An 18,917-nucleotide genomic window follows, 5' to 3' on the forward strand; every position below is an offset into this window, starting at 1 on the left:
ATTGTAGCGGACGCGACGCGCAAGCGGGGCCGTTTCAGCTGAAAACAAAAAAGCCCGCACGCGGCGGGCTTTGTGTTGGCAAGTCGTGACTATCAAGCAGCTTGCGGTTTCTCGTGCATCCGGTTGGCCCGGCGGAAGGTACCGAGATCATTGAAGCGCACGCCATTTTCCCTGAGCACTTCATGGGCCCGCTTGGCGGTCATCTGCCGCACGTAGAAGGGGTCGCGGACTACGAAGTGGTGGATGGCGTGGGTGCTGCCGAAGTTGAAGCAGAAGGCCTGCAGGGGCCACAGCCACCAGACGTTGAGTACCTGGCATTGTTCGGTGATCTTGCCCGGTTCGTTGTCGCCGTAGTAATGCATGTTCGACGAGATGAAGTGCAGGCAGAAGGTGCGCAGCATATTGGGGGCGATGAGTACCACGACCAGCGGGGTGATCCAGCTGAGCTGGGCGCTAACCACTTCCGGCCACGGGATGCTGCTGCCGGCCAGCCAGGCGACGCCGTTGAGCAGGTGGTAGGCCACGAAGAAGTGCCAGACGGCGTGGACTATAACGCCCAGGGGGTTGTAGCTCACCAGGCCGATGAGGCGGAAGTTCTTCAGGTCCTGGCGGGTGATAACGCCACGACGGTACAGCTTCCTTGGTTCGGTGAGGTATTTGAAGGCGCGCAGGTATACGGCCAGCATGTTATCGCCCACCATGATCAGGCGCTTGAGGCCCCATTTTTCCCCGTTGGTGATACCGCGCTCTTCCAGGTCGGTCTCGCTGCCGGAATGCTTGTGGTGGTGGAAGTGCAGGTGGCGACGCACCCAGGGGTTGATGGTGGTGGGGCGCCACAGGTACACGCCGAGCATCATCAGGTGATGCACCACTTTGTTGTTCTTGAAGTACATCCAGTGAATCAGGTCGTGCTCCAGCTCATGCAGCAGTGAGGTCCAGAAGGCGGTGAGCAGGATCACTGCCCAGCCGGGCATCAGGCCTTGCAGGTAAAGCACGGCGTTGAGAGTGCAACCGGCAATGGCTATGGCAAAGATGCCGAAGCCGATGGCGTTCTGGTGCTTGAGCCAGCCGTGCCGTTGCCGTATATCATCACTGATAGCGATGATGTCGCGTTGAATTGTCTTGTCTGTTGCGGACTTGCCGCGGGCAGGTGCTGTTGCCATGGGAAACCTCCATTTCTCGATGGCGACTACTTTAGGCAGGGCCGACAAGGAAAACTCGGCTTTGCCCGCCAACCGTTTGACCGGGGACGCCAATGTCAGAAAAAAAACAGGCGGCAGCGCTGCTGATGGGGCCGTTAGTGCATTTGTTGCATGAGCGGGGGCTGGACGGCGACGCCATTCTGCGCCGCCACGGGCTGGACCCGCAGATGGTGCAGGACCCGGAGGCCAGGCTGGATGCGGCGGTGTCCACGGCCCTGCTGGATGATTGCCTGCAGGAGCTGGGTGACCCGGGCATGGCCATCGAGGTGGCCCGCCATGCCCAGTACAACACCTTCGGCGCCCTGGGCCTGGCCGTGGCGGCGGGGGGCGATCTGTACAGTGTGCTCAACCGCATTACCCGCTTTCATCGCCTGATCAGCGACCTGGTGACCACCGAGCTGACCGTGGATGACGCCACCGTGGCCCTGCAGTTTTCCTCCAACACCGATCACCAGCCCCATCCCCAGGCCATCGTCTTTGTGATGGCGACCATCGTGCGCCTGCTGCGGATTCGCATTCACCGCGACCATAACCCGGTGGCGGTGTGCGCCCCCGAGTGGCTGGAGCCGGCTTTGCGTCAGGCCATGGCCCGGTATTTCCGTTGTGAGGTGTCGGTGGCAGATCACTACAGCCTGGCTTTCGACAAGAGCAACGCCCAGCACATGTTGGCGGCCAGCGACGTGCAACTGGCGGCCATGCTGGATGCCACCCTGGCGCAACGCCTGGCGGCCAGTGAGCAAGGGGCGCTGGCTAGCCGGTTGGCGCTGTGGATCGAGCAGCGCCTGCCGGATGGCGAGCCTGCCCAGGCCGACGCGGCGCAGGAATGCTGCATGAGCACCCGTAGCCTGCAGCGGCGATTAAGTGATGAGGGCCTGACTTGGAAACAACTGCTGGAAGACACTCGCAAGACGCTGGTGGAGCGGCACCTGCGCACCCCGGGCATGACGGTGACGCAGATGGCGTTTCTGTTGGGGTTTTCTGAGGTGAGCGCATTTTCCCGGGCGTTCAAGAAATGGTACGGGGTGTCGCCCAGTCAGTTTCGGTGATGCAACGGATGTACGGCGCTTGCCAACAAGCAACAAGCGCCGGATTCGCCATGCAAGCATGGCTCCAACAGAACGTCAGATCTTGGCAGTGTTCTGCAAGTAGTCCTCTGAAAAATCCCACAGTTTTTTTGCCACGGCGGCATTGCCTGCTTCTGCTGACGGCTTTGCGGCGCGGCAATGGGAAAAATAGCCACCAGCGATGTCATCAGCATTGTCATTGGTGGCACACAGGACGCTGGTGGCGGCGCCTTGATGCGGTGTTTTGGTAAGGGGGCTGGCCAGTGTGAAGAGCACCTGGGTCAGCCAGGATTCACGACCGAATCCGGTGGTGACCAGCGCGCCCGGGTGTACGGCGCAGGCGGTGAGGCCCCGGCTGCCATAGCGCTGCTGGAGTTCCAGTGCCATCAGGGCATTGCATAGCTTGGCCTGGCCATAGGCATTAAAGGCGTTTATGCGGTTTTGTTTTTTGGCCACAAGCAGGTTGTCGAAATTCAGCCGCAATGGATACCGGTGTGATTCGCTGGAGACCATGACGATACGAGGGGCTGGCGCTTTGAGGATGGTGTCGAGCAACCCTTTGGTCAGCATGAAATGACCCAGGTGGCACACGGCCACGGTTCGCTCGATTCCCTGATCGGTGAGCAGGTATTTGGTCGACATGGACCCGGCGTTGCAGATGAGTATGTCCAGCTGGGAGATGTCGTTACGCGTTGACAGGCTTTCCACGCAGGCTGCAATGCTGGCTGGATCCGCAAGGTCCAGAGAGACCAGTTCAACCTGGGCGTTGGGGTGGGCAAGGCGAATCTTCGCCAAGGCCTCCTCGCCCAGCCTGGGATTTCGGCAGCCAAGAATGACATGGGCGCCAGCAGCGGCGAGAGATCTGGCGGTTTCATAGCCAATGCCGCCATTGGCGCCGGTCACCATGGCGATTTTCCCTGACAGGTTCTTTCCTTCCAGCACTTGGTCGGCAGTGCTGTTGCGATTGAATGTGGACGGCAGCGTCATGATGATCCTTTTGTGTATTGGGTTGGCTTGTGTATCAGCGTTGGTCGAGTCGGATGAAGGGCTGCGCGTCTTCCAGTTCGAAGGCCAGGCCCAGCAATAAGGCCTCTTCGCCGTTGGCGGCGGAGAGCTGGACGCCGATGGGCAGGCCCTGGTCGGTCTGACCCAGGGGCAGGGAGATGCCGGGGCCGCCGGAGGCGTTGTTGGCGGGGGTGAAGGTGGTGTAGCGCAGCAGCCGTTCCAGTTGCGTGTCGAAGGGCAAATCCGCACCCAGATAGCCGATTTCCGGGGTGGTGTGGGCCAGTACCGGGCTGAGGATCACATCGTATTGGGCAAAGGCCTCGGCGTAGCGTTGTCGCGCCAGGCGCAGCTGGCGAAGCATGGCCGGGGTTTTCAGAAAACGTTGTTTGTAATAGTCGGCCAGGCCACGGGTGAGCGGGTCCAGTTGGCCGGCATCGAAGCCTTGCGGGAACAGGGCCTTGCCGCCCTTGCTGACCAGGAAGCCGAGCATGGCCCAGTAGAGCAGGAAGTCTTCCACGAAGCGGGCCGGCAGGTCGATGCGGGCCTCTTCCACGGTGTGGCCCAGGCTTTCCAGCAGCTGGGCGGTGTCCTGCACGGCGCGGCGGGTCTGCGGGCAGGTGGCGTCGCCGGTGACAGAGTCGATCATCATGCCCACGCGCAGCCGCCGCTTGGCCGGGCCGGTGACCTGGCCGATGGGTTTGAGCTTGCGATTGCGGTAGTAGCGCTCCGCTTCCATGAAGAAGTGGGCGGTATCGCGGACGCTGCGGGTGAGTACGCCATCGCTGACGATATTCACCGGCAGTACCTTGGCGGCCTCCTGGTCGATGAATCGCCCGCGGGTGCTCTTCAGGCCCACCAGGCCGCAGCAGGCGGCGGGGATGCGGATGGAACCGCCGCCGTCGTTGCCATGGGCGATGGGCACGGCCCCGGCGGCCACCAGGGCGGCGCTGCCCCCGGAGGAGCCGCCGGCGGAATAATCGGTGTGCCAGGGGTTGCGGGTGGCGGGCACGCCTGCCTGTTCAGTGCTGGCGGTGAAGCCAAAGGCGGGCAGGGTGCTCTTGCCCAGCAGGTTGAAGCCCTGGGCCAAGTACTGTTTGGCGATGCCGCTGGTTTTCTTCAGGGGGGCATGGCCCAGGGCGCGGCTGCCGTGACCGGTGGGCAGGCCACGCAGATCCAGGTTGTCCTTGATCAGGCTGGGCACGCCGGCGAAGAAGCCGTTGAAGCGTTTGCTTTCCGCCCGTTCCCGGGCGGCATCGAAGGTGTCCAGGGTGAGCCCGTGCAGGGAGGGTTCCACCCGCTGTAGCCGGGCGATGGCCGCTTCCGTCACTTCACGGGTGCTGACCTTGCCCCCGCGCAGCCGCTCGGCCAGGGCGGTGGCGTCGTCGTTTCCGAGGGCGTCGTCGCTGAAAGCGTGCAGGTGTTTGCTGGCCATGGGGCTCTCCCGATTAAATGATGCACGATCGTACCATTTATGATCCGTGCGAAGGGGCCAATTGTTGTTTTGCTGCGTTGCGCAGAGTCCGTGTTGTACCACGGTGGGCAGGGTGGGCGGAACGGTTCGTGTTGGAGCCTTGCTCGCAAGGCGAAGGGGGTTGAAGGGGCCGAGCGATCCGCCTTGCGAGCAAGGCTCCAACTGGGACAGAAACGGGACGTTTTTCCCTTGGTGTGGAATCGCGCCGCGAGCGACGTTATTCGCTACGCTCCTACGGGAGGGGAGTGTCTCGGGTGAAGATTCTGGTCTTATCCTCAGTGGACTCTGTGCCCTCTGTGGTAAAGCCGCCTTTGAATCGAGGTTACCGTGCGCGTTCGACACGCTTGTGCTGGGCCAGCAGGTGGCGGGCCAGGTCGGCGAGTTCGGCGATGCTGCCGACGACTGAGTCCGGGCGGTGGGGGTGTTTGACGGTATTGGGGAAGATCTTGTCCAGCCAGGCCTGATCCCAGCCAGCCCCGTTGTAGAAGATGGAGGTAATGCCTGCTTCCTTGGCGGCGATCACGTCGGTGGTGCTGTCGCCCACGTACCAGCAACTTTCCGATGGTGAGATGCCCAGTTTTTCCATGGCCAGCAGCAGCATTTCCGGGGACGGCTTGCGTTTGCTTACATCGCTGCCGCACACCACCACGTCGAACAAATCTTCCCAGCCGGTGCCGTCCACCAGTGCCAGTTCATGTTCGAGAAAGTCCCGTTTGCGATTGGAGATCAGACCGACCTTTACGCCAATGGCGCGGATGCGCTCCAGTTGTTCGCGGATGTCTACTTCCATCGGGAACACTTCGGCTACGTATTTTTTATAGGCCTCGTCAAATGCCTGGTGGGCGCGGCCTTTGGCGTCCTGGTCGCTGCCGAACAGCACTTCGAAGATATCGGTGCGGGAAATCTTGCGTTGCGCAACGATCTTGGGGTGCAGGCGCTTGTTGTCTTTCACATAAATGAGCAGTTTGGCATCTTCGATGGTTTTGGAATCATCCGGGTCCAGCAGGCGGTCCCACAGATCCAGTTCGCGCAAATGCGGAAGTACATCGTCCACGGCGTGGTACATGGCATCATGGGTATCCACCAGGGTGGCATGCCAGTCGATGAGGATGGCCTCGGGTTTTGCATGGGGCAGTTGCAGGATGCTCATTGTGCTTTGTCCTTGCCGTAGACGCTTCCATTGTTAGCACAAAACCTGTGGCGCCGTTGTGAATTCACCGGCAATAAGCGCTGGTCAGATTGCTGGCCGCGCCCAACCTCTGGACGCGGTATTTGTATTTTGAGGTTCGACTCAGAGTTGGCCGAGCACGGTTTCAGCGCTGCTCTTGTCCACGCCTTTTTCATCCACGCCGATGTACTCCACTACGCCATCGTTGGCGATCAGGGCGAAGCGTTTGCTGCGGATACCCATGCCGCCGCCGGTGGCATCCAGTTCCAGGCCCAGGGCTTTGGCGAATTCCGCGTTGCCGTCGGCCAGCATGGTGATGTGCTCGGCGTTCTGGTCTTTCTGCCAGGCATCCATGACGAAGGCGTCGTTGGTCGCCATGCAGGCGATGGCGTCAGCCTTTTCCAGAATGGCATCGGCGTTGATCACGAAGCCGGGCATGTGGGTGTTGGAACAGCCCGGGGTAAAGGCGCCGGGTACCGCGAACAGAACCACTTTGCGGCCCTTGAAAAAATCACTGGTGTTCAGGTCTTCGGGGCCTTTGGCACCGTTTGTCTTGATAGTGAGGGCAGGAAGAGTATCGCCGACTGCAATGGTCATGATTCGCATCCTTCTGTAAGTGGATGTCCACTGTAACAAAGACGCGGTGACAGGAAAGGGGGGAGGCGGGGCAGAAACAGAAAACGCCCCATTAAAGGGACGTTTTCTGTGGTGCTTGATAACGTATTAGCCGAGCAGACCCAGCAGGCCGCCCAGTACCGGACCCAGTACCGGGATGGTGGTCAGGGCATCGTTGAGAGGAGCCAGCAGGCTGCTGGCTTCGGCTTCACCCAGCAGGGACACCAGCAGGTTGCCGACCAGGTCGCCGACCAGCGGCAGTTCTTCCACCAGGGCGGATACGCTGTCCAGCAGGTTGCCGTCCTGGTCCATGATGCTGTTCAGCAGGCCGCTGGGGTCACCGCTAAGCAGCCCGCCCAGCAGTCCGTTCAGTAGTTCACCCAATACCGGAATCTGTTCCAGCATGGCCAGGTCCGGGGTGAGCATGTCGCCACCAGCGCCACCTTGCAGGGTGGTGAGGATCTGATTGAGCAGATCACCCAGTACCGGGATCTCGTTGAGCATCTCGGTGCCGGGCAGCAGCTCGCCGCCGTTGCCGGCGCCGGTAAGGGCTTCCAGCAGGCCGTTCAGGACATCACCCAGCAGCGGGATCTGTTCCAGCAGGCCGGTGAACTGTTCCAGTTGGCCGGCGGAGTCGGTCAGGCAGTTCAGCGGGTTGGCGGCGTCGCAAGACACGGCGCCCAGCAGTTGATTGACCACGTCACCCAGTACCGGCACGTCGGCCAGCAGGTCGGTCACCATGCTCAGCTGATCGCCTTCCAGGGCACCCATCAGGGTTTCCAGGCTCAGGGCATCGGTGGGCAGGCCAGCGCTGTCGCCACCGGCAGCACCGTTGAGGATGTCGCCCAGCACCGGAATTTGTGTCAGCAGGTCAGGCAGGGATTGCAGGTCGCTGAGGGTGCCGAACAGGTCGCCACCATTACCCAGCAGGCCGGCCAGCAGGTCGCCCAGTACCGGAATCTGTTCCAGCATGGCAGGCAGCTCACTCAGCAGTTCCATGTTGCCGGGCTCGGCAAGACCGGCCAGCAGGTCTTCCAGAATGGCCGGGTCCAGTGGGCTCTCACCCATCAGTTCGCCGATGGGGCCCAGGTTCTCGCCGGCAGCCAGCAGGCAAGTGAACGGGTCAGCGCCTTCCGGGCACAGCTCGCCGAGGCCGCCGGTCAGGTTGAGGATGGAGCCCACTCCGCCCAGCACTTCGGTAATACATTCTTGCGGGGCGAATTCATCTGCACCGGTGGCAATCGGGCACAGGGCCAGAGACAGACTGTTCACAGTGCCGATCAGGGGCTCGCCCATGGCCAGGTTGTCAGCGACCTGAGTCAGGCAGAGCTGCGGGTTGAGCGCGTTGTCGCAACCAAGGTAACCCAGCACGCCGGCCAGGGTGCTGTCTGGAACGCTGCTGAGGGTTTGTACCACGCACTCCAGCGGGTTTTCCGCGCTGGGGCACAGCTGCTGGCCGATGGCCCCGCTGTTATCCAGAATGCCGCCCAGGGTGTCCACCAGGTAGGGAACGCTTTCTTCCAGACAGGTCGGCAGGAAAGTGGGTTCGGTGACACTGCCGAGCAGGTCGGTGTCGGTAGCGGCAACGGTATCGGCGCACAGCAGGCCGAGGACGTTGTCGTTACCCAGAGAGATGTTGGTCAGCGCTTCGTTCTCGCAGGCCAGGACATCAATCACGCCGCCCAGCTGGGTGCCCAGCAGCGCCTGCGGGCAGACAGAGGCAGTGAAGTGGTTGTTGGTATCGATCAGTGTCAGAAGCTGTTGTTTCTCATCTTCGGTAAGCGGCGGAGTCTCATCGTCACCACCGTCGGTTTCTTCGCCGTCAGTATCGCCACCGTCTTCATTGCCGGTATTGCCGGTTTCTTCACTGGTGTTGCCCGTAGTGGTGGCCGGGCTACTGCCGCCGCCGCCACCGCAGGCGGCCAGGGTGACGAGCAGAGAGCTCATCAGCAGGATTTTCAAAAGGTCTAGCATAGGTACTTCCCCCTTTCTTCCATGAACACAAAAGCGTGTATGACAGGCGTATCAGCGCAATCCACCTGTGCGCGCACTATATAAAATTCATTGCGCTGCCAATGTTGGCTAAAAATGTTGTTTTGTATCTAATGTTGCAGTGTTTTGTAATGCACAAAGAAGGTGCTTGAATGGGAGCGCAGCTAAGTCACTGGGAAACCAATAGAAAGGAGGCAGAAATGGCGCAGAATATTGTAATCACTGGTGCAAACCGGGGCATCGGCCTTGCACTGGCAAAACACTGGAAAGCCCGTGGCGAGCGGGTTTTGGCGGTGTGTCGTCAGGCGTCGACCGCGTTGCTAGACAGTGGCGTGGAGATTATTGATGGCGTGGACGTGAGCACCGCTGACGGGGTCAGTAACCTGATCAGCGCGCTGGGTAATACGTCGGTGGATATTCTCTACAACAATGCCGGGATCATGCTCAGCGAGACCGTGGACGAGATGGATTTCGAGCAGATCCTGCAACAGTTCGAGGTTAATACCCTGGGTCCGCTGCGGGTCACCATGGCGCTGCTGAACAACCTGCATCAAGGCAGCAAGGTGGGCCTGATGACTTCGCGGATGGGCTCTATTGCCGATAACAGCTCTGGGAAGAAGTACGGTTATCGCATCAGCAAAGCCGGCTTGAACGCAGCGGGTAAATCCCTGGCGCTGGACCTGCACGAACGCGGCATCGCCGTGGCTATTCTGCACCCGGGTTGGGTGCAGACCGACATGACCGGCAACAGCGGTAACCTGACAGTGGACGAAGCGGCGTCAAATCTGATTACGCGGATGGATGAGCTGAGTCTGGAAAACAGCGGTACCTTTTGGCATTCCGATGGCAGTGTGTTGCCCTGGTAAATAGGTTATTAGTGGCCTGATCAGGAAAAGCGTTTCACCACAGAGGGCACCGAGCTTTTGGTTTTCGTTGTAGCTATGCTTGCATGGCGAAGGGTTGGGGGATGGTTCGCCATGCAAGCATAGCTACAACAGGGTGATTGGTTTGATGGTATCGAAAACCGTATTTCTCTGCGGTTTGTTCCTCTACGAAAAATCACCCAAGAAGAAACGCATTTTCATAAAGCGCCGTCAGCCCCCGCTCCCGGAAAACCGGTTCGTGGTCGAGAATCATTTTTCTGGAAAGCGAGGCGACTGAGTAGTCGGCACCATAAAGTGCTTTTATTTGCGGTTCGCCAACAGAAAACGGCGGACCATCCATTTCCTGTTGATCATATTCCAGTGTAATAAGTAGCTGCGGTGACTTGTCGGTGATTGTCAGTAGATGGCGAGCATAACGTGCGCGCATGGCCTCGGGCAGGGCGATCAGGGCAGCCCGGTCATAGATGGCATCCGGTGCCGCTATATCACCGGACTGTAGCAGGAAGATGTCACCCTGAAAGACGCAGAGGTCGCCATGCTGGTAACGCTTGCCACCTTGCCAGTCGGTCATCACCGGCTGGCGATTCAATGAGGCGAACAGGTCGGTGACGGCTTTATCAGACAGTTCGGCACCGATCACCCGGTAGCCTTTTTCCAGCAGATAGCCGATATCCAGGGTCTTGCCGCACAGGGGAAGGAAGACGGTCTGACCGGCTTTCAACGCCAGTTCGTCGAGGTAACGCTGCAGTAATGGATGGACCTGCAGAAGATGAAATCCCAGTTCCGAGTTGTGCCATTTCTGATGCCAGAATTCCGGGTTCATAGGGCCGCCTGTTGGTGAGCGTTCGCCTTCCATGCCAGGAAGGCTTGTGATCGTTTCTTGCGCTGGTAGGGTAGCTTTTTTTGCTCAGGGAAGGCAGGCCATGACTCATGCAGCGCGTTTTCAGCACCGCCGTTATACCATTCGCCGAAAATTCTTCCGGCTTTTCGGTGATGCCTTTCATCTTTATACGGACACCGGAGAGCTGGCGCTATATTCCAACATGAAGCGCTTCCGCATCCGCGAGGACATTCGCCTGTATGCGGATGAAAGCCAGGAGCAGGAACTGCTGCGTATCTCCACCCGCAGCATTTTCGATTTTGCCGGCGCCTATGACGTGCATGATTCACAGAACAATGAGCATGTGGGCACCTTACGGCGGGCGGGTTTCAAGTCGTCCTTTCTGCGCGACCACTGGACTTTCCTCGATAGCGAAGGCCAGGAAATCGGCACCCTGGAAGAAGACTCCATGCTCAAGGCACTGGTGCGTCGCTATATCGAAGTGTTGGCGTTCTTCTTTCCGCAGCACTACCACGCCAGTGTGGGCGACAAGCCTGTGGCGGAGTACCGGCAACGGTTCAATCCCTTCATTCTGAAACTGGATGTGGATTTCAGTGCGGATCATGACGGGCGGCTGGATAAACGCCTGGGGATTGCCGCCGGAGTGCTGTTGTCCGCCATCGAAGGTCGACAGGAGTAAACCATCCCGGACAAATATTGCTCGGTGACAGGGCAGTACTGGCCATGGGCTTTGATGGTCAAAAACGCAGGATGGCGACGCTTGACTGAGCAGGTCATGCCCATTGTGTTATCCATCGTTGCAGGGAATACGAGCTTGCCTGAAAAGCCGGAACCGGCCACTCTGTGGCCGCATCAGGAGGCGATGATCGGGGGCGGGGATGGCGACAATTCTGTTTTGTTGGGAAATGGGTGAGGGCATGGGGCATCTGATGCCCGTGCGTAAAGTGCTCAAGGCTCTGGTAGAGCAAGGGCATGATCTGGTGGTTGCTGCGGTGGAGGTGCACACGGCCCGTCGGGTATTGGGTTCTTTTAGCAAGTCCATTGTCCAGGCTCCCTCCCAGGTTGATAAGCGCTACCCCTTGGGGCGCCCAGCGGAAGGTGTTGCTGACTTGCTTTCGCTCAATGGTTTCGCCGATAACGCGAGTCTCAAGGGTCGGCATCATGCCTGGTGCCAGCTGGCGACATTGTTCAAACCTGACCTGGTGATAACAGAGCACAGCCCCGGGGCCTTGCTGATGGCAAGAGCCTTGCGTATCCCGGTTGTCCATGTGGGAACCGGTTTTACCCTGCCCCCTGAGCAGTTCCCAATGTGTTTCCCCGGTTTTGCTGTTGGCGACAATGGCAAGCGTGAACAGCGCCACCTGGATGTGTTCAACAAACTGATTGGCAGCTCGGGTGGGCAGCCCTTGAACCACCTTCACGAGCTCTTTAACAGTGTTGCGGGTCGATACCTGCTGAGTTTTGCGGAGTTGGATCACCTTGGTCCTCGGGATGGCGTTCCTTATATGGGAGTGGAAGTGCCCGAAGATGGTGAGCGTCCCGTCTGGCCAGATGCCGGCCAGCATCAGGTGTTCGCGTATCTGAAGCCGTTTGCAGCACTGGAGGGATTCCTGACGGCAGTAAATGCTTTGAAACTGTCTCTTTTGCTGGTTCCGGACCGCATTGACCCTGCTATTTTGCGTCGGCATAAAAGTTCCAATATCCGGGTTGTGGAGGGGCGGCAAAGTATGAAGTCGGTAACTCGTGACGCGGACCTGATCGTTTGCAACGGCAATCATGGTACGGCCGCTGCGGCAATGCTTGGCGGAGTTCCCTCACTGTCTTTCCCTCTGCACCAGGAGCAGGAGGCCTGCGCCCGCAGGGTGGCCAGCTCCAGCCTGGGTGCCATGCTCCCGGTTAAAGACGGCAAGGCCATTCCCCCTCTCCTGGAAACAATGTTGCGTAGCCGCGCCATGCAGGAATCCTGCGGCAAAGCCGCCTCCCGGTATCAGGGTTTTGATTATCAAGACAGTGTTAACCGCATGGTCCGGGAAATCGGAGCGTTGCTGTGATGAAGCGGCGGGAATTCATTCGCGATGTGGCTCTAAGTTTGTCGCTGTCACCGGTGGCATTGCTTTCTGGTTGCCAGAGAAAACTCTCTGCGGAGTTTGTCATCGTCGGCTCCGGCCCTGCGGGCATAGCCCTGGCTGACAGCCTGGCCCAGGCGGGGCGGCAAGTGTTGGTGCTGGAAGGAGGGGCAGCAGAGCCTGATCGGGCGTTACAGGACATGCATGCTGTCGAAGCGGGCAAGTGGGGCCTGGCCTATAACTTTGGCTGGGCAACCCAGCGACTACTGGGCGGAACCACCAACCTCTGGCAGAGCCATTCGCCGCGCCCCCTGGAGCAGGAACTGCACGCTGCCAGCTTGCGTGGGGTGGGGAAGGACTGGCCCTTTTCCATGGACAGCCTGACGCCCTGGTTGCAGTCGGCCGAGCAATGGCTGCATGTGCGTCCGTCCGAGCCGGCCATGAATCCGGCCTTGCCAGTCAATCCTTTCATTGCCAGCAGCGAAGGGCTTCGCAAGCTGTTGACCGGAGCGGGGTATCAGCACCTGGAAGCCGGTGCCTACGGCATGGTTCACCATGAAGGGATGGATGCGCTGCGATTACTGGAAGACGGAGAAATTGACCGCGTGGCCGGGTTGAACACGGTTGCCCTGAAAGATCGCACTACGGTTCGCCGTATCCGCATGAGCGGCGGGCGGGCCGTGGCGCTGGAATGTGCCGACCGGGAGGGCAAGCCGCTGGAGGTGGAGGCCGGTACGGTGATTCTCTGTGGTGGTGGCGTGCAGACCCCCAGGCTGCTGTGGAACAGCGCCAGCAGCAACGGCGGAGCGGCACCGGGCAATCATAGCGATTGGCTGGGTGCAGGCTTTATGGAGCATCCCGGGCAACAGATTTATGGGCGCCGGGAGAAAGCGTTGTTGCCGCAAGGGGCAACGGAGACTCATTTGCATGTCCGCGACATGCTCCATGACCCGGCCTATGACGGCATCCGGGGAACGCTTTTCCATGTGGGGCTCAAACCCGGGCCGCAGGGCTCGGAGTTCACCATGGTCGAGGTATTGTTTGAGCAGGAAGCCAGCAGACAAAACCGTATTCTGCCCGGCCAGAAGACCGATGCCCTGGGTGACCCCCTGCCCAGGGTTGATTATCGCCTCACCGCTGAAGACCGCCGCACCATCAAGGTCGGAAGTGATCTGCAGCGCCAGCTTGCTGAAGCAGTGGGAAGTGTCGACAAGCAAACCGCACTGAGGCCCGGATCGCATCATCTGATGGGGGCGACACGCCTTTCGCTGGACCCCCGCGATGGTGTGGTGGATGCCAACCTGAAAGTCTGGGGTACCGAAAACCTGTATGTGGCTGGCAGCAGTGTCTTCCCCAGCGGGATGACTGTCCCTCCAACCCTTATTCTGACAGCGTTGAGTCAGCGCCTGGGGGCGCTCCTTTCGAAACAGAAAAAGCAATGAACTTAATTCATTCCGATGTTTTTATGCGAACCATTTCACATTGTTGGAAAAGTGACCTAATATCGTGACGAAATGTAAAAAAGCGGCCAAGGATTAACGGCCAGACTCTGGGGTTGATGGGGGAAAATCATGTCTTTATTTAGTCGACAGCCGCTGGCTGCTGCTATTCGTGCGTCTATGCTTGGTGGTTTCGCCATCATTGCCAGCCCTTCATACGCTGGTTTCACCGAAGTGACCGAAAACAATCCGTTCGATGCTATTACCTCTGGCACAGTAATGCCGTCCCTGACTTTGCAGGATTTTGATGATGATGGTGATCTCGAGGCCGTTGTCTTCCATGCTGCGGACGCTGACAGTTTTCCCTATTACGGCAGTGATATCAGCTTTTATGAAAATACCGGCTCTGCCCAGAGTGCCGAATTCACCCAGGTCGCCGACGTTCCCATCTCCGGTTACGGTGGTGATACCTTCGAGGTAAACCCGTTTGCGAATTCCTGGACCTATAGCTCCTATGGCCACCCGGTGGCTGCTGGCGATCTGGATGGCGACGGGGATGCCGACTTTATTGGCGGTTCCAACACCTCTAGCGTGGAAATGTGGTTTGGGGTCACGACTACGGATGCCTATGGCGTAGCCACTAGCCTGGCCGACGGCTACCACAACGGCACGTATTACTGGTTTGACAGTCCCTATTACGGCCAGGGCCTGGTGCCTTATCTGGACGAATACGGCGGATATGCCTCAGCGGTACCTTTGGATATTGATGGTGATGACGATATGGACCTTGTCGTCATGGATAACCAGTTTGTTCGTGTCTATCAGAATAACGGCAGTATCGATGGCGTGGTTCAGCTGAATGAACTCACCGGCAGCAATAACCCCTTTTATGCGGGTGCTTCCAACAGCGTTTATATGGGTATCCCGGATGATATTCCTGCACTGAATCATTCAGAACACTACGGCGCCCCTCTGGCCGCCGGCGATGTGGATAACGACGGCGATACGGATGTCATCGTGGGGGTGCGTAACGGACCCGGGGATATGCTCTTGTTCGTGAACACCGGCACTGCTGGCATGGCCGTGTTTGAGCAACAAGCTGACGCCTCCCTGGACGTATCCACCGACATTTATGCCGCCCCGGTGATGGCCGATATCGATAACGACAATGATGACGATCTGGTCGTTGCTGAACAGCAGGCCAGTGGGGCTGCGTCTTATCGACTGTTCCTGAATGATGGCGCTGGTGCTACGGCGAACGAAAATAACACAGGAAATAGCAGCAGCTCGTCAGGTGGTGCTGTCGGTGGATTGCTTATCGGGCTGTCTTTGTTGCTGCTGCGTCGTCGTCGGCGTTAACGCTATACAGCCCGGTTTCTGCCGGGTTGTTATTTATCGGATACATAAAAGGAGATATTCATGAAGAAATTTCAACGTCGCCGTCTTGCCGTGACTGTCGCAGCCTCCGTCGGCCTTGTCGGGGTCGCTAACGCCGCTTTCGAGGAAGTGACCGAAGCCAATCCGTTTGACGCTATTACGTCCACCGGTGAAAACCCGTCGCTGGTGATGATGGATCTGGATAATGATGGCGATAAAGATGCTGTGCTTTTCCATAATTATCAGAATGACAACTACCCATATAACTATGGCGGAACCAGTGTCTGGGAAAATATCGGTAGTGCAACCGCGCCAGAGTTTTCTCATGTCCCTGATGTGAGCTATGCCGGCCCCGGTTATGCGGGTCAGGACATCGCAGTGAGCCCTTTTGCGGATGATTATGACCGCTATTATGGCCACCCGGTGTCTGCTGCTGACCTGGAAGGTGATGGTGATCTGGATTTCTTCGGTGGGCAGGACTGCGCCTATAGCAGCGCCCAGCTTTCTTTCGCCGAAGTTGAGAGCGATGAAAGTGGGGTTGTCACCGGTGTGACCCATTATCCGTTCACGTACAGTGGTGGTGGGTATGGCTCCAGTGCCAATCCGTTTTACGGTAATGTGCTGGCACCGAGCGCCGCCTACGCTGGCTGTGGATCTGTAAGCTTTGCTGCCGGGGATCTTGATAACGATAGCAAGATCGACATCGTCAGTGTGGATGAAGATACGTTGCGCGTATTCATGAATACGTCTATGACTGTCGAAACCACCCCCTATACTTTCATGGATCTTGGTGCCAACAGCCCATTGGTGGAAGCCAGTGCCTTGACGGCGCCCTATTACGGCGCCCCGGCTGTCCTTCACGATGTGGATGCCGACGGTGATCTGGATCTGGTGATGGGCACTGTTTCCGCTGCACCACTACGCCTTTTCATCAACGAGGGCACGGCCTCCACGGCAGATTTTGTCGAGGTCGAAGATACGTCCGGCAGCCTGGATGTGACCTCCACCGGTTGGGCTGCGCCCACCTTTGCCGACATGGATGGTGACGGCAAGGATGATCTGATTGTCGTAGAGTTGAATATGTCTGAGCCAGAACTCCAGCCTAGACAGTCTGAGAGACGGATTTCTTTGGAAGGCTCGCAAAGCATTCGTTATTTCCGCAATACTAGCGCGGATGACAGTGTTGCTGCGGAAGAGTCTTCTTCTAACGGCGGTTCCCTGGGTATCGCTGCTGTGTTGATGGGCATGCTGTTTGGGCTGCGTCGCCGCCGTCGCTAAGCCTTGGTCCCTCAAATAGAAGCGCCCGGGTTTTGCCCGGGCGCTTTTTTTTCGTCTCAGGCATGATGAAGCAAACGCTAATAGGTTGAGTGATCCATGTCTTTTATTGCTATTTGCGGCACTGGCTTTATCGGAGTCGGCCTGGCTTTGGCCTTGGAACGGCATCCCCGGCTGAAGGTCAGCCAAGTATATACGCGCCGCCCGGTGCGCGAGGTAGAGCATCCATTCCCGGAGGTTCTTACTAATGACCGTGAAAAGCTTCTTTCAGGCTGCGACTTGCTGGTGGAATGCAGTGGCGATGTCTTGCTTGCCAGTGAGATTGTCGCTGCCGCGCATCAACGCGGGATTCCTGTTGTCACCATGAATTCGGAATTTCACGTTACTGTTGGCAGTGCCTTTGTGGACACGGGCTATCTCACGGAAGCGGAAGGGGACCAGCCGGGCAGTTTGGCAGCACTGAATGAAAAAGTGACGGCCATGGGATTTCGGCCGGTGGTCTTCGGAAATATCAAAGGGTTTCTCAACACGAAACCATCCCGTGAGGATATGGTTTTCTGGTCAGAAAAGCAGGGGATCAGCCTTCCTCAGGTCACCGCCTTTACCGATGGCACCAAGATTCAGATTGAACAGGCTCTGGTGGCCAATGGGATGGGCGCAAATCTGCTCCGTTCAGGCATGATGGGGCCGGATTCCCCCGACCTGGAGGCGGCGGCAAAGCAGCTGGCGGAGATGGCAGAAGAGCACGAAGCCGGGCCAGTGAGTGACTATGTGCTTAATGCCGGTGGTCCTGCCGGGGTGTTTGTTGTTGCACGCCATGATGCGGAACAACAGCGCTTTCTCAAATATCTCAAGTTGGGTGATGGGCCTTACTACTTTTTGCTGCAACCCTTTCACCTTTGTCATCTGGAAATGGTGGGAACGATAGAGGCCGTTCTGAATGGCAGGCAACCCCTGTTGAATAATGGAAGAAAACCCTCTGTCGGAGTGTGTGCGATCGCAAAGGCCGACATGGAAGCTGGAGACATTGTGACGCGAGCCTTGGGGAGTTTTGCGTTCCGGGGCGAGACCCTTCCCTTTGAGCAACATCGTGATTTTGTGCCGATAGGGTTGCTGCAGGATTGCCAGCTGATCGATACCATTCGCGAAGGCGACAGGGTTCGCTGGGATCATGTAACGGTGCCAGATTCACTGGCGCTGCGCCTTTTCAATACCTTGCTGGAAGAGTGATAAAAGATGGCGCATCTGGTCGTTGGCTGGGAGCTGGGGCATGGCATGGGCCATATCATGCCACTGCGCATGCTTGCTGAAGTTTTACTGGAAAAAGGACATCAACTGACATTCATCGTGCGAGATGTCTCTGCGGCACAGCGCGCGTTGGAAGGTCTGGATGTTGTCTGGTTGCAAACTCCTCAAGTGACCTACCGCCCCTGGGAAATGACTCGCACCGATTGCTACTCTCAATTGCTGGGTAATATCGGATTTCGGGATCCCGAAAAACTGATGTCTACGGTTACCGGGTGGCGCAGCCTTCTCAGCGCGTTGCAGCCGGATGCCGCACTATTGGAATTCGCGCCATCAGCAATGATTGCCTGTTATATGGAACGTATTCCGTTTGCCTTGCAGGGCAATGGATTTTTTTGTCCTCCTGCCGAGGAGGAGCCCTTCGGGGTTATCAGCAACAAGTTGTCTGAAAAACAGCGAAGACATCAGGATGTCATGTTGCTGGACAGCATAAACACCGTTATTGGTGATAGTCGACCTGCGCTTGAGCATGTTTCTGAACTCTATCGGCTATCTTGCCTGAACGTACTGACCAGTTTTCGCGAGCTGGATCATTTCTGCCGTGACAATGATGATATTTTCCGTGGCGCCTGGGTACCGTCGATTCCAATTTCACCGCGCTGGCCAAAAGGGGAGGGGAAGCGGATTTTTGCCTATCTGACTGCCCGCCCCGGGGTCGACAAAGTCCTTGCGATGCTAAGTCGAACCGGTTTGCCGACCCTGGTGTATTGCCCTGGTGTTGAGGGTAAATTCCGAGCTCCGTTCGAAAACCAAAAGTGTCGTTTTCTTGATGGGTTGGTAGATATCAAGAAGCTGGCTGAGCAGTCCTCTCTGGGTGTGTTTCATGGCAATCATTCCTCCACCGCCATGTTCATGCTTGCAGGTACTCCGACTATGCAGATACCTCTGTATATGGAGCAGTTGATGTTTGCCCGCCGAATCAAAGCCATGGGAGCCGGGGAGATCGCTACTCTCGACCAGCCTCAACGGATTGCTGCGGGGATCAATGCCATCATGTCCAGTCCTGGCTATGGCGAAAGCGCGAGACGTTTTGCGGATCAGTATCGTGATTACGATCAGAATTGCGCCATTCGGCAGGCAGCGGCGGACCTGGAAGTGGCGCTTGGATTAAGCGCGTAGAAGCGTTTTTCGCCGCCACTATTCTGCGTTGTTGCTCATTGACCGGAAAGATTTCACTGTGCATCCGGGCAATGAGCCTGACTTTCTTCAGCAT

General features: G+C 58.0%; 16 protein-coding genes. 9 read left to right on the top strand and 7 right to left on the bottom strand.

Annotated elements, in window-relative coordinates; genetic code table 11:
- Window positions 1–92: 92 nt before the first annotated feature.
- A complete protein-coding gene (locus ACMG4M_RS01620; protein ID WP_414430610.1) occupies window positions 93–1,163 on the bottom strand; it encodes a fatty acid desaturase in 1,071 nt (356 codons plus the stop codon).
- A 92-nt stretch (window positions 1,164–1,255) separates the two neighbouring features.
- Here ACMG4M_RS01620 and ACMG4M_RS01625 point away from each other — a divergent pair, with 92 nt between their 5' ends.
- On the top strand, window positions 1,256–2,248 hold the full coding sequence (locus ACMG4M_RS01625; protein WP_335626097.1) for an AraC family transcriptional regulator: 993 nt from the start codon (window positions 1,256–1,258) through the stop codon (window positions 2,246–2,248).
- Window positions 2,249–2,323: 75 nt separating this feature from the next.
- On the opposite strand, the gene ACMG4M_RS01630 is transcribed toward ACMG4M_RS01625, so the two are convergent.
- The 5 genes from ACMG4M_RS01630 to ACMG4M_RS01650 form a co-directional block, all read right to left on the bottom strand.
- A complete protein-coding gene (locus ACMG4M_RS01630; protein WP_414430611.1) occupies window positions 2,324–3,253 on the bottom strand; it encodes an SDR family oxidoreductase in 930 nt (309 codons plus the stop codon).
- Window positions 3,254–3,287: 34 nt separating this feature from the next.
- Window positions 3,288–4,703, bottom strand: a complete 1,416-nt coding sequence (locus ACMG4M_RS01635) for an amidase (RefSeq protein WP_414430612.1) — start codon at window positions 4,701–4,703, stop codon at window positions 3,288–3,290.
- 361 nt (window positions 4,704–5,064) lie between these two features.
- Window positions 5,065–5,892 carry an HAD family hydrolase gene (locus ACMG4M_RS01640; protein WP_035245924.1) on the bottom strand — a complete coding sequence of 276 codons (828 nt, stop codon included), beginning with the start codon at window positions 5,890–5,892 and terminating at the stop codon, window positions 5,065–5,067.
- Between the two features lie 141 nt (window positions 5,893–6,033).
- On the bottom strand, window positions 6,034–6,507 hold the full coding sequence (locus ACMG4M_RS01645) for a peroxiredoxin (RefSeq protein ID WP_035245925.1): 474 nt from the start codon (window positions 6,505–6,507) through the stop codon (window positions 6,034–6,036).
- Between the two features lie 126 nt (window positions 6,508–6,633).
- Window positions 6,634–8,499: a hypothetical protein gene (locus tag ACMG4M_RS01650; protein ID WP_414430613.1), complete on the bottom strand. Its 1,866-nt coding sequence runs from the start codon at window positions 8,497–8,499 to the stop codon at window positions 6,634–6,636.
- A 218-nt stretch (window positions 8,500–8,717) separates the two neighbouring features.
- Here ACMG4M_RS01650 and ACMG4M_RS01655 point away from each other — a divergent pair, with 218 nt between their 5' ends.
- The gene (locus tag ACMG4M_RS01655; protein ID WP_035245928.1) at window positions 8,718–9,383 is read left to right on the top strand and encodes an SDR family oxidoreductase; all 666 of its coding nucleotides are present in this window, start codon (window positions 8,718–8,720) and stop codon (window positions 9,381–9,383) included.
- Between the two features lie 193 nt (window positions 9,384–9,576).
- On the opposite strand, the gene tmpT is transcribed toward ACMG4M_RS01655, so the two are convergent.
- A complete protein-coding gene (tmpT, locus tag ACMG4M_RS01660; RefSeq protein WP_035245929.1) occupies window positions 9,577–10,224 on the bottom strand; it encodes a thiopurine S-methyltransferase in 648 nt (215 codons plus the stop codon).
- A 100-nt stretch (window positions 10,225–10,324) separates the two neighbouring features.
- On the opposite strand from tmpT, the gene ACMG4M_RS01665 reads away from it, so the two are divergent.
- The 7 genes from ACMG4M_RS01665 to ACMG4M_RS01695 all read left to right on the top strand — a co-directional run bounded on the left by ACMG4M_RS01665 (window position 10,325) and on the right by ACMG4M_RS01695 (window position 18,823).
- On the top strand, window positions 10,325–10,921 hold the full coding sequence (locus tag ACMG4M_RS01665; protein WP_035245930.1) for a hypothetical protein: 597 nt from the start codon (window positions 10,325–10,327) through the stop codon (window positions 10,919–10,921).
- 199 nt (window positions 10,922–11,120) lie between these two features.
- The gene (locus ACMG4M_RS01670) at window positions 11,121–12,293 is read left to right on the top strand and encodes a glycosyltransferase (RefSeq protein WP_156964838.1); all 1,173 of its coding nucleotides are present in this window, start codon (window positions 11,121–11,123) and stop codon (window positions 12,291–12,293) included.
- Window positions 12,293–13,750, top strand: a complete 1,458-nt coding sequence (locus ACMG4M_RS01675) for a GMC oxidoreductase (protein WP_414430614.1) — start codon at window positions 12,293–12,295, stop codon at window positions 13,748–13,750. The genes ACMG4M_RS01670 and ACMG4M_RS01675 overlap by 1 nt, the downstream gene beginning before the upstream one ends.
- A 129-nt stretch (window positions 13,751–13,879) precedes the next feature.
- Window positions 13,880–15,106, top strand: coding sequence for an FG-GAP-like repeat-containing protein (locus ACMG4M_RS01680; RefSeq protein ID WP_414430615.1), 1,227 nt, complete (start codon window positions 13,880–13,882; stop codon window positions 15,104–15,106).
- A gap of 60 nt (window positions 15,107–15,166) precedes the next feature.
- The gene (locus tag ACMG4M_RS01685) at window positions 15,167–16,402 is read left to right on the top strand and encodes an FG-GAP-like repeat-containing protein (protein WP_414430616.1); all 1,236 of its coding nucleotides are present in this window, start codon (window positions 15,167–15,169) and stop codon (window positions 16,400–16,402) included.
- Between the two features lie 96 nt (window positions 16,403–16,498).
- Window positions 16,499–17,629, top strand: coding sequence for a hypothetical protein (locus tag ACMG4M_RS01690; protein ID WP_414430617.1), 1,131 nt, complete (start codon window positions 16,499–16,501; stop codon window positions 17,627–17,629).
- A gap of 6 nt (window positions 17,630–17,635) precedes the next feature.
- Window positions 17,636–18,823: a glycosyltransferase gene (locus ACMG4M_RS01695; RefSeq protein WP_035245943.1), complete on the top strand. Its 1,188-nt coding sequence runs from the start codon at window positions 17,636–17,638 to the stop codon at window positions 18,821–18,823.
- Window positions 18,824–18,917: the final 94 nt, after the last annotated feature.

The sequence above is a fragment of the Alcanivorax sp. IL3 genome (genome assembly GCF_047495465.1).
Classification (GTDB): Bacteria; Pseudomonadota; Gammaproteobacteria; order Pseudomonadales; family Alcanivoracaceae; genus Alcanivorax; species Alcanivorax jadensis.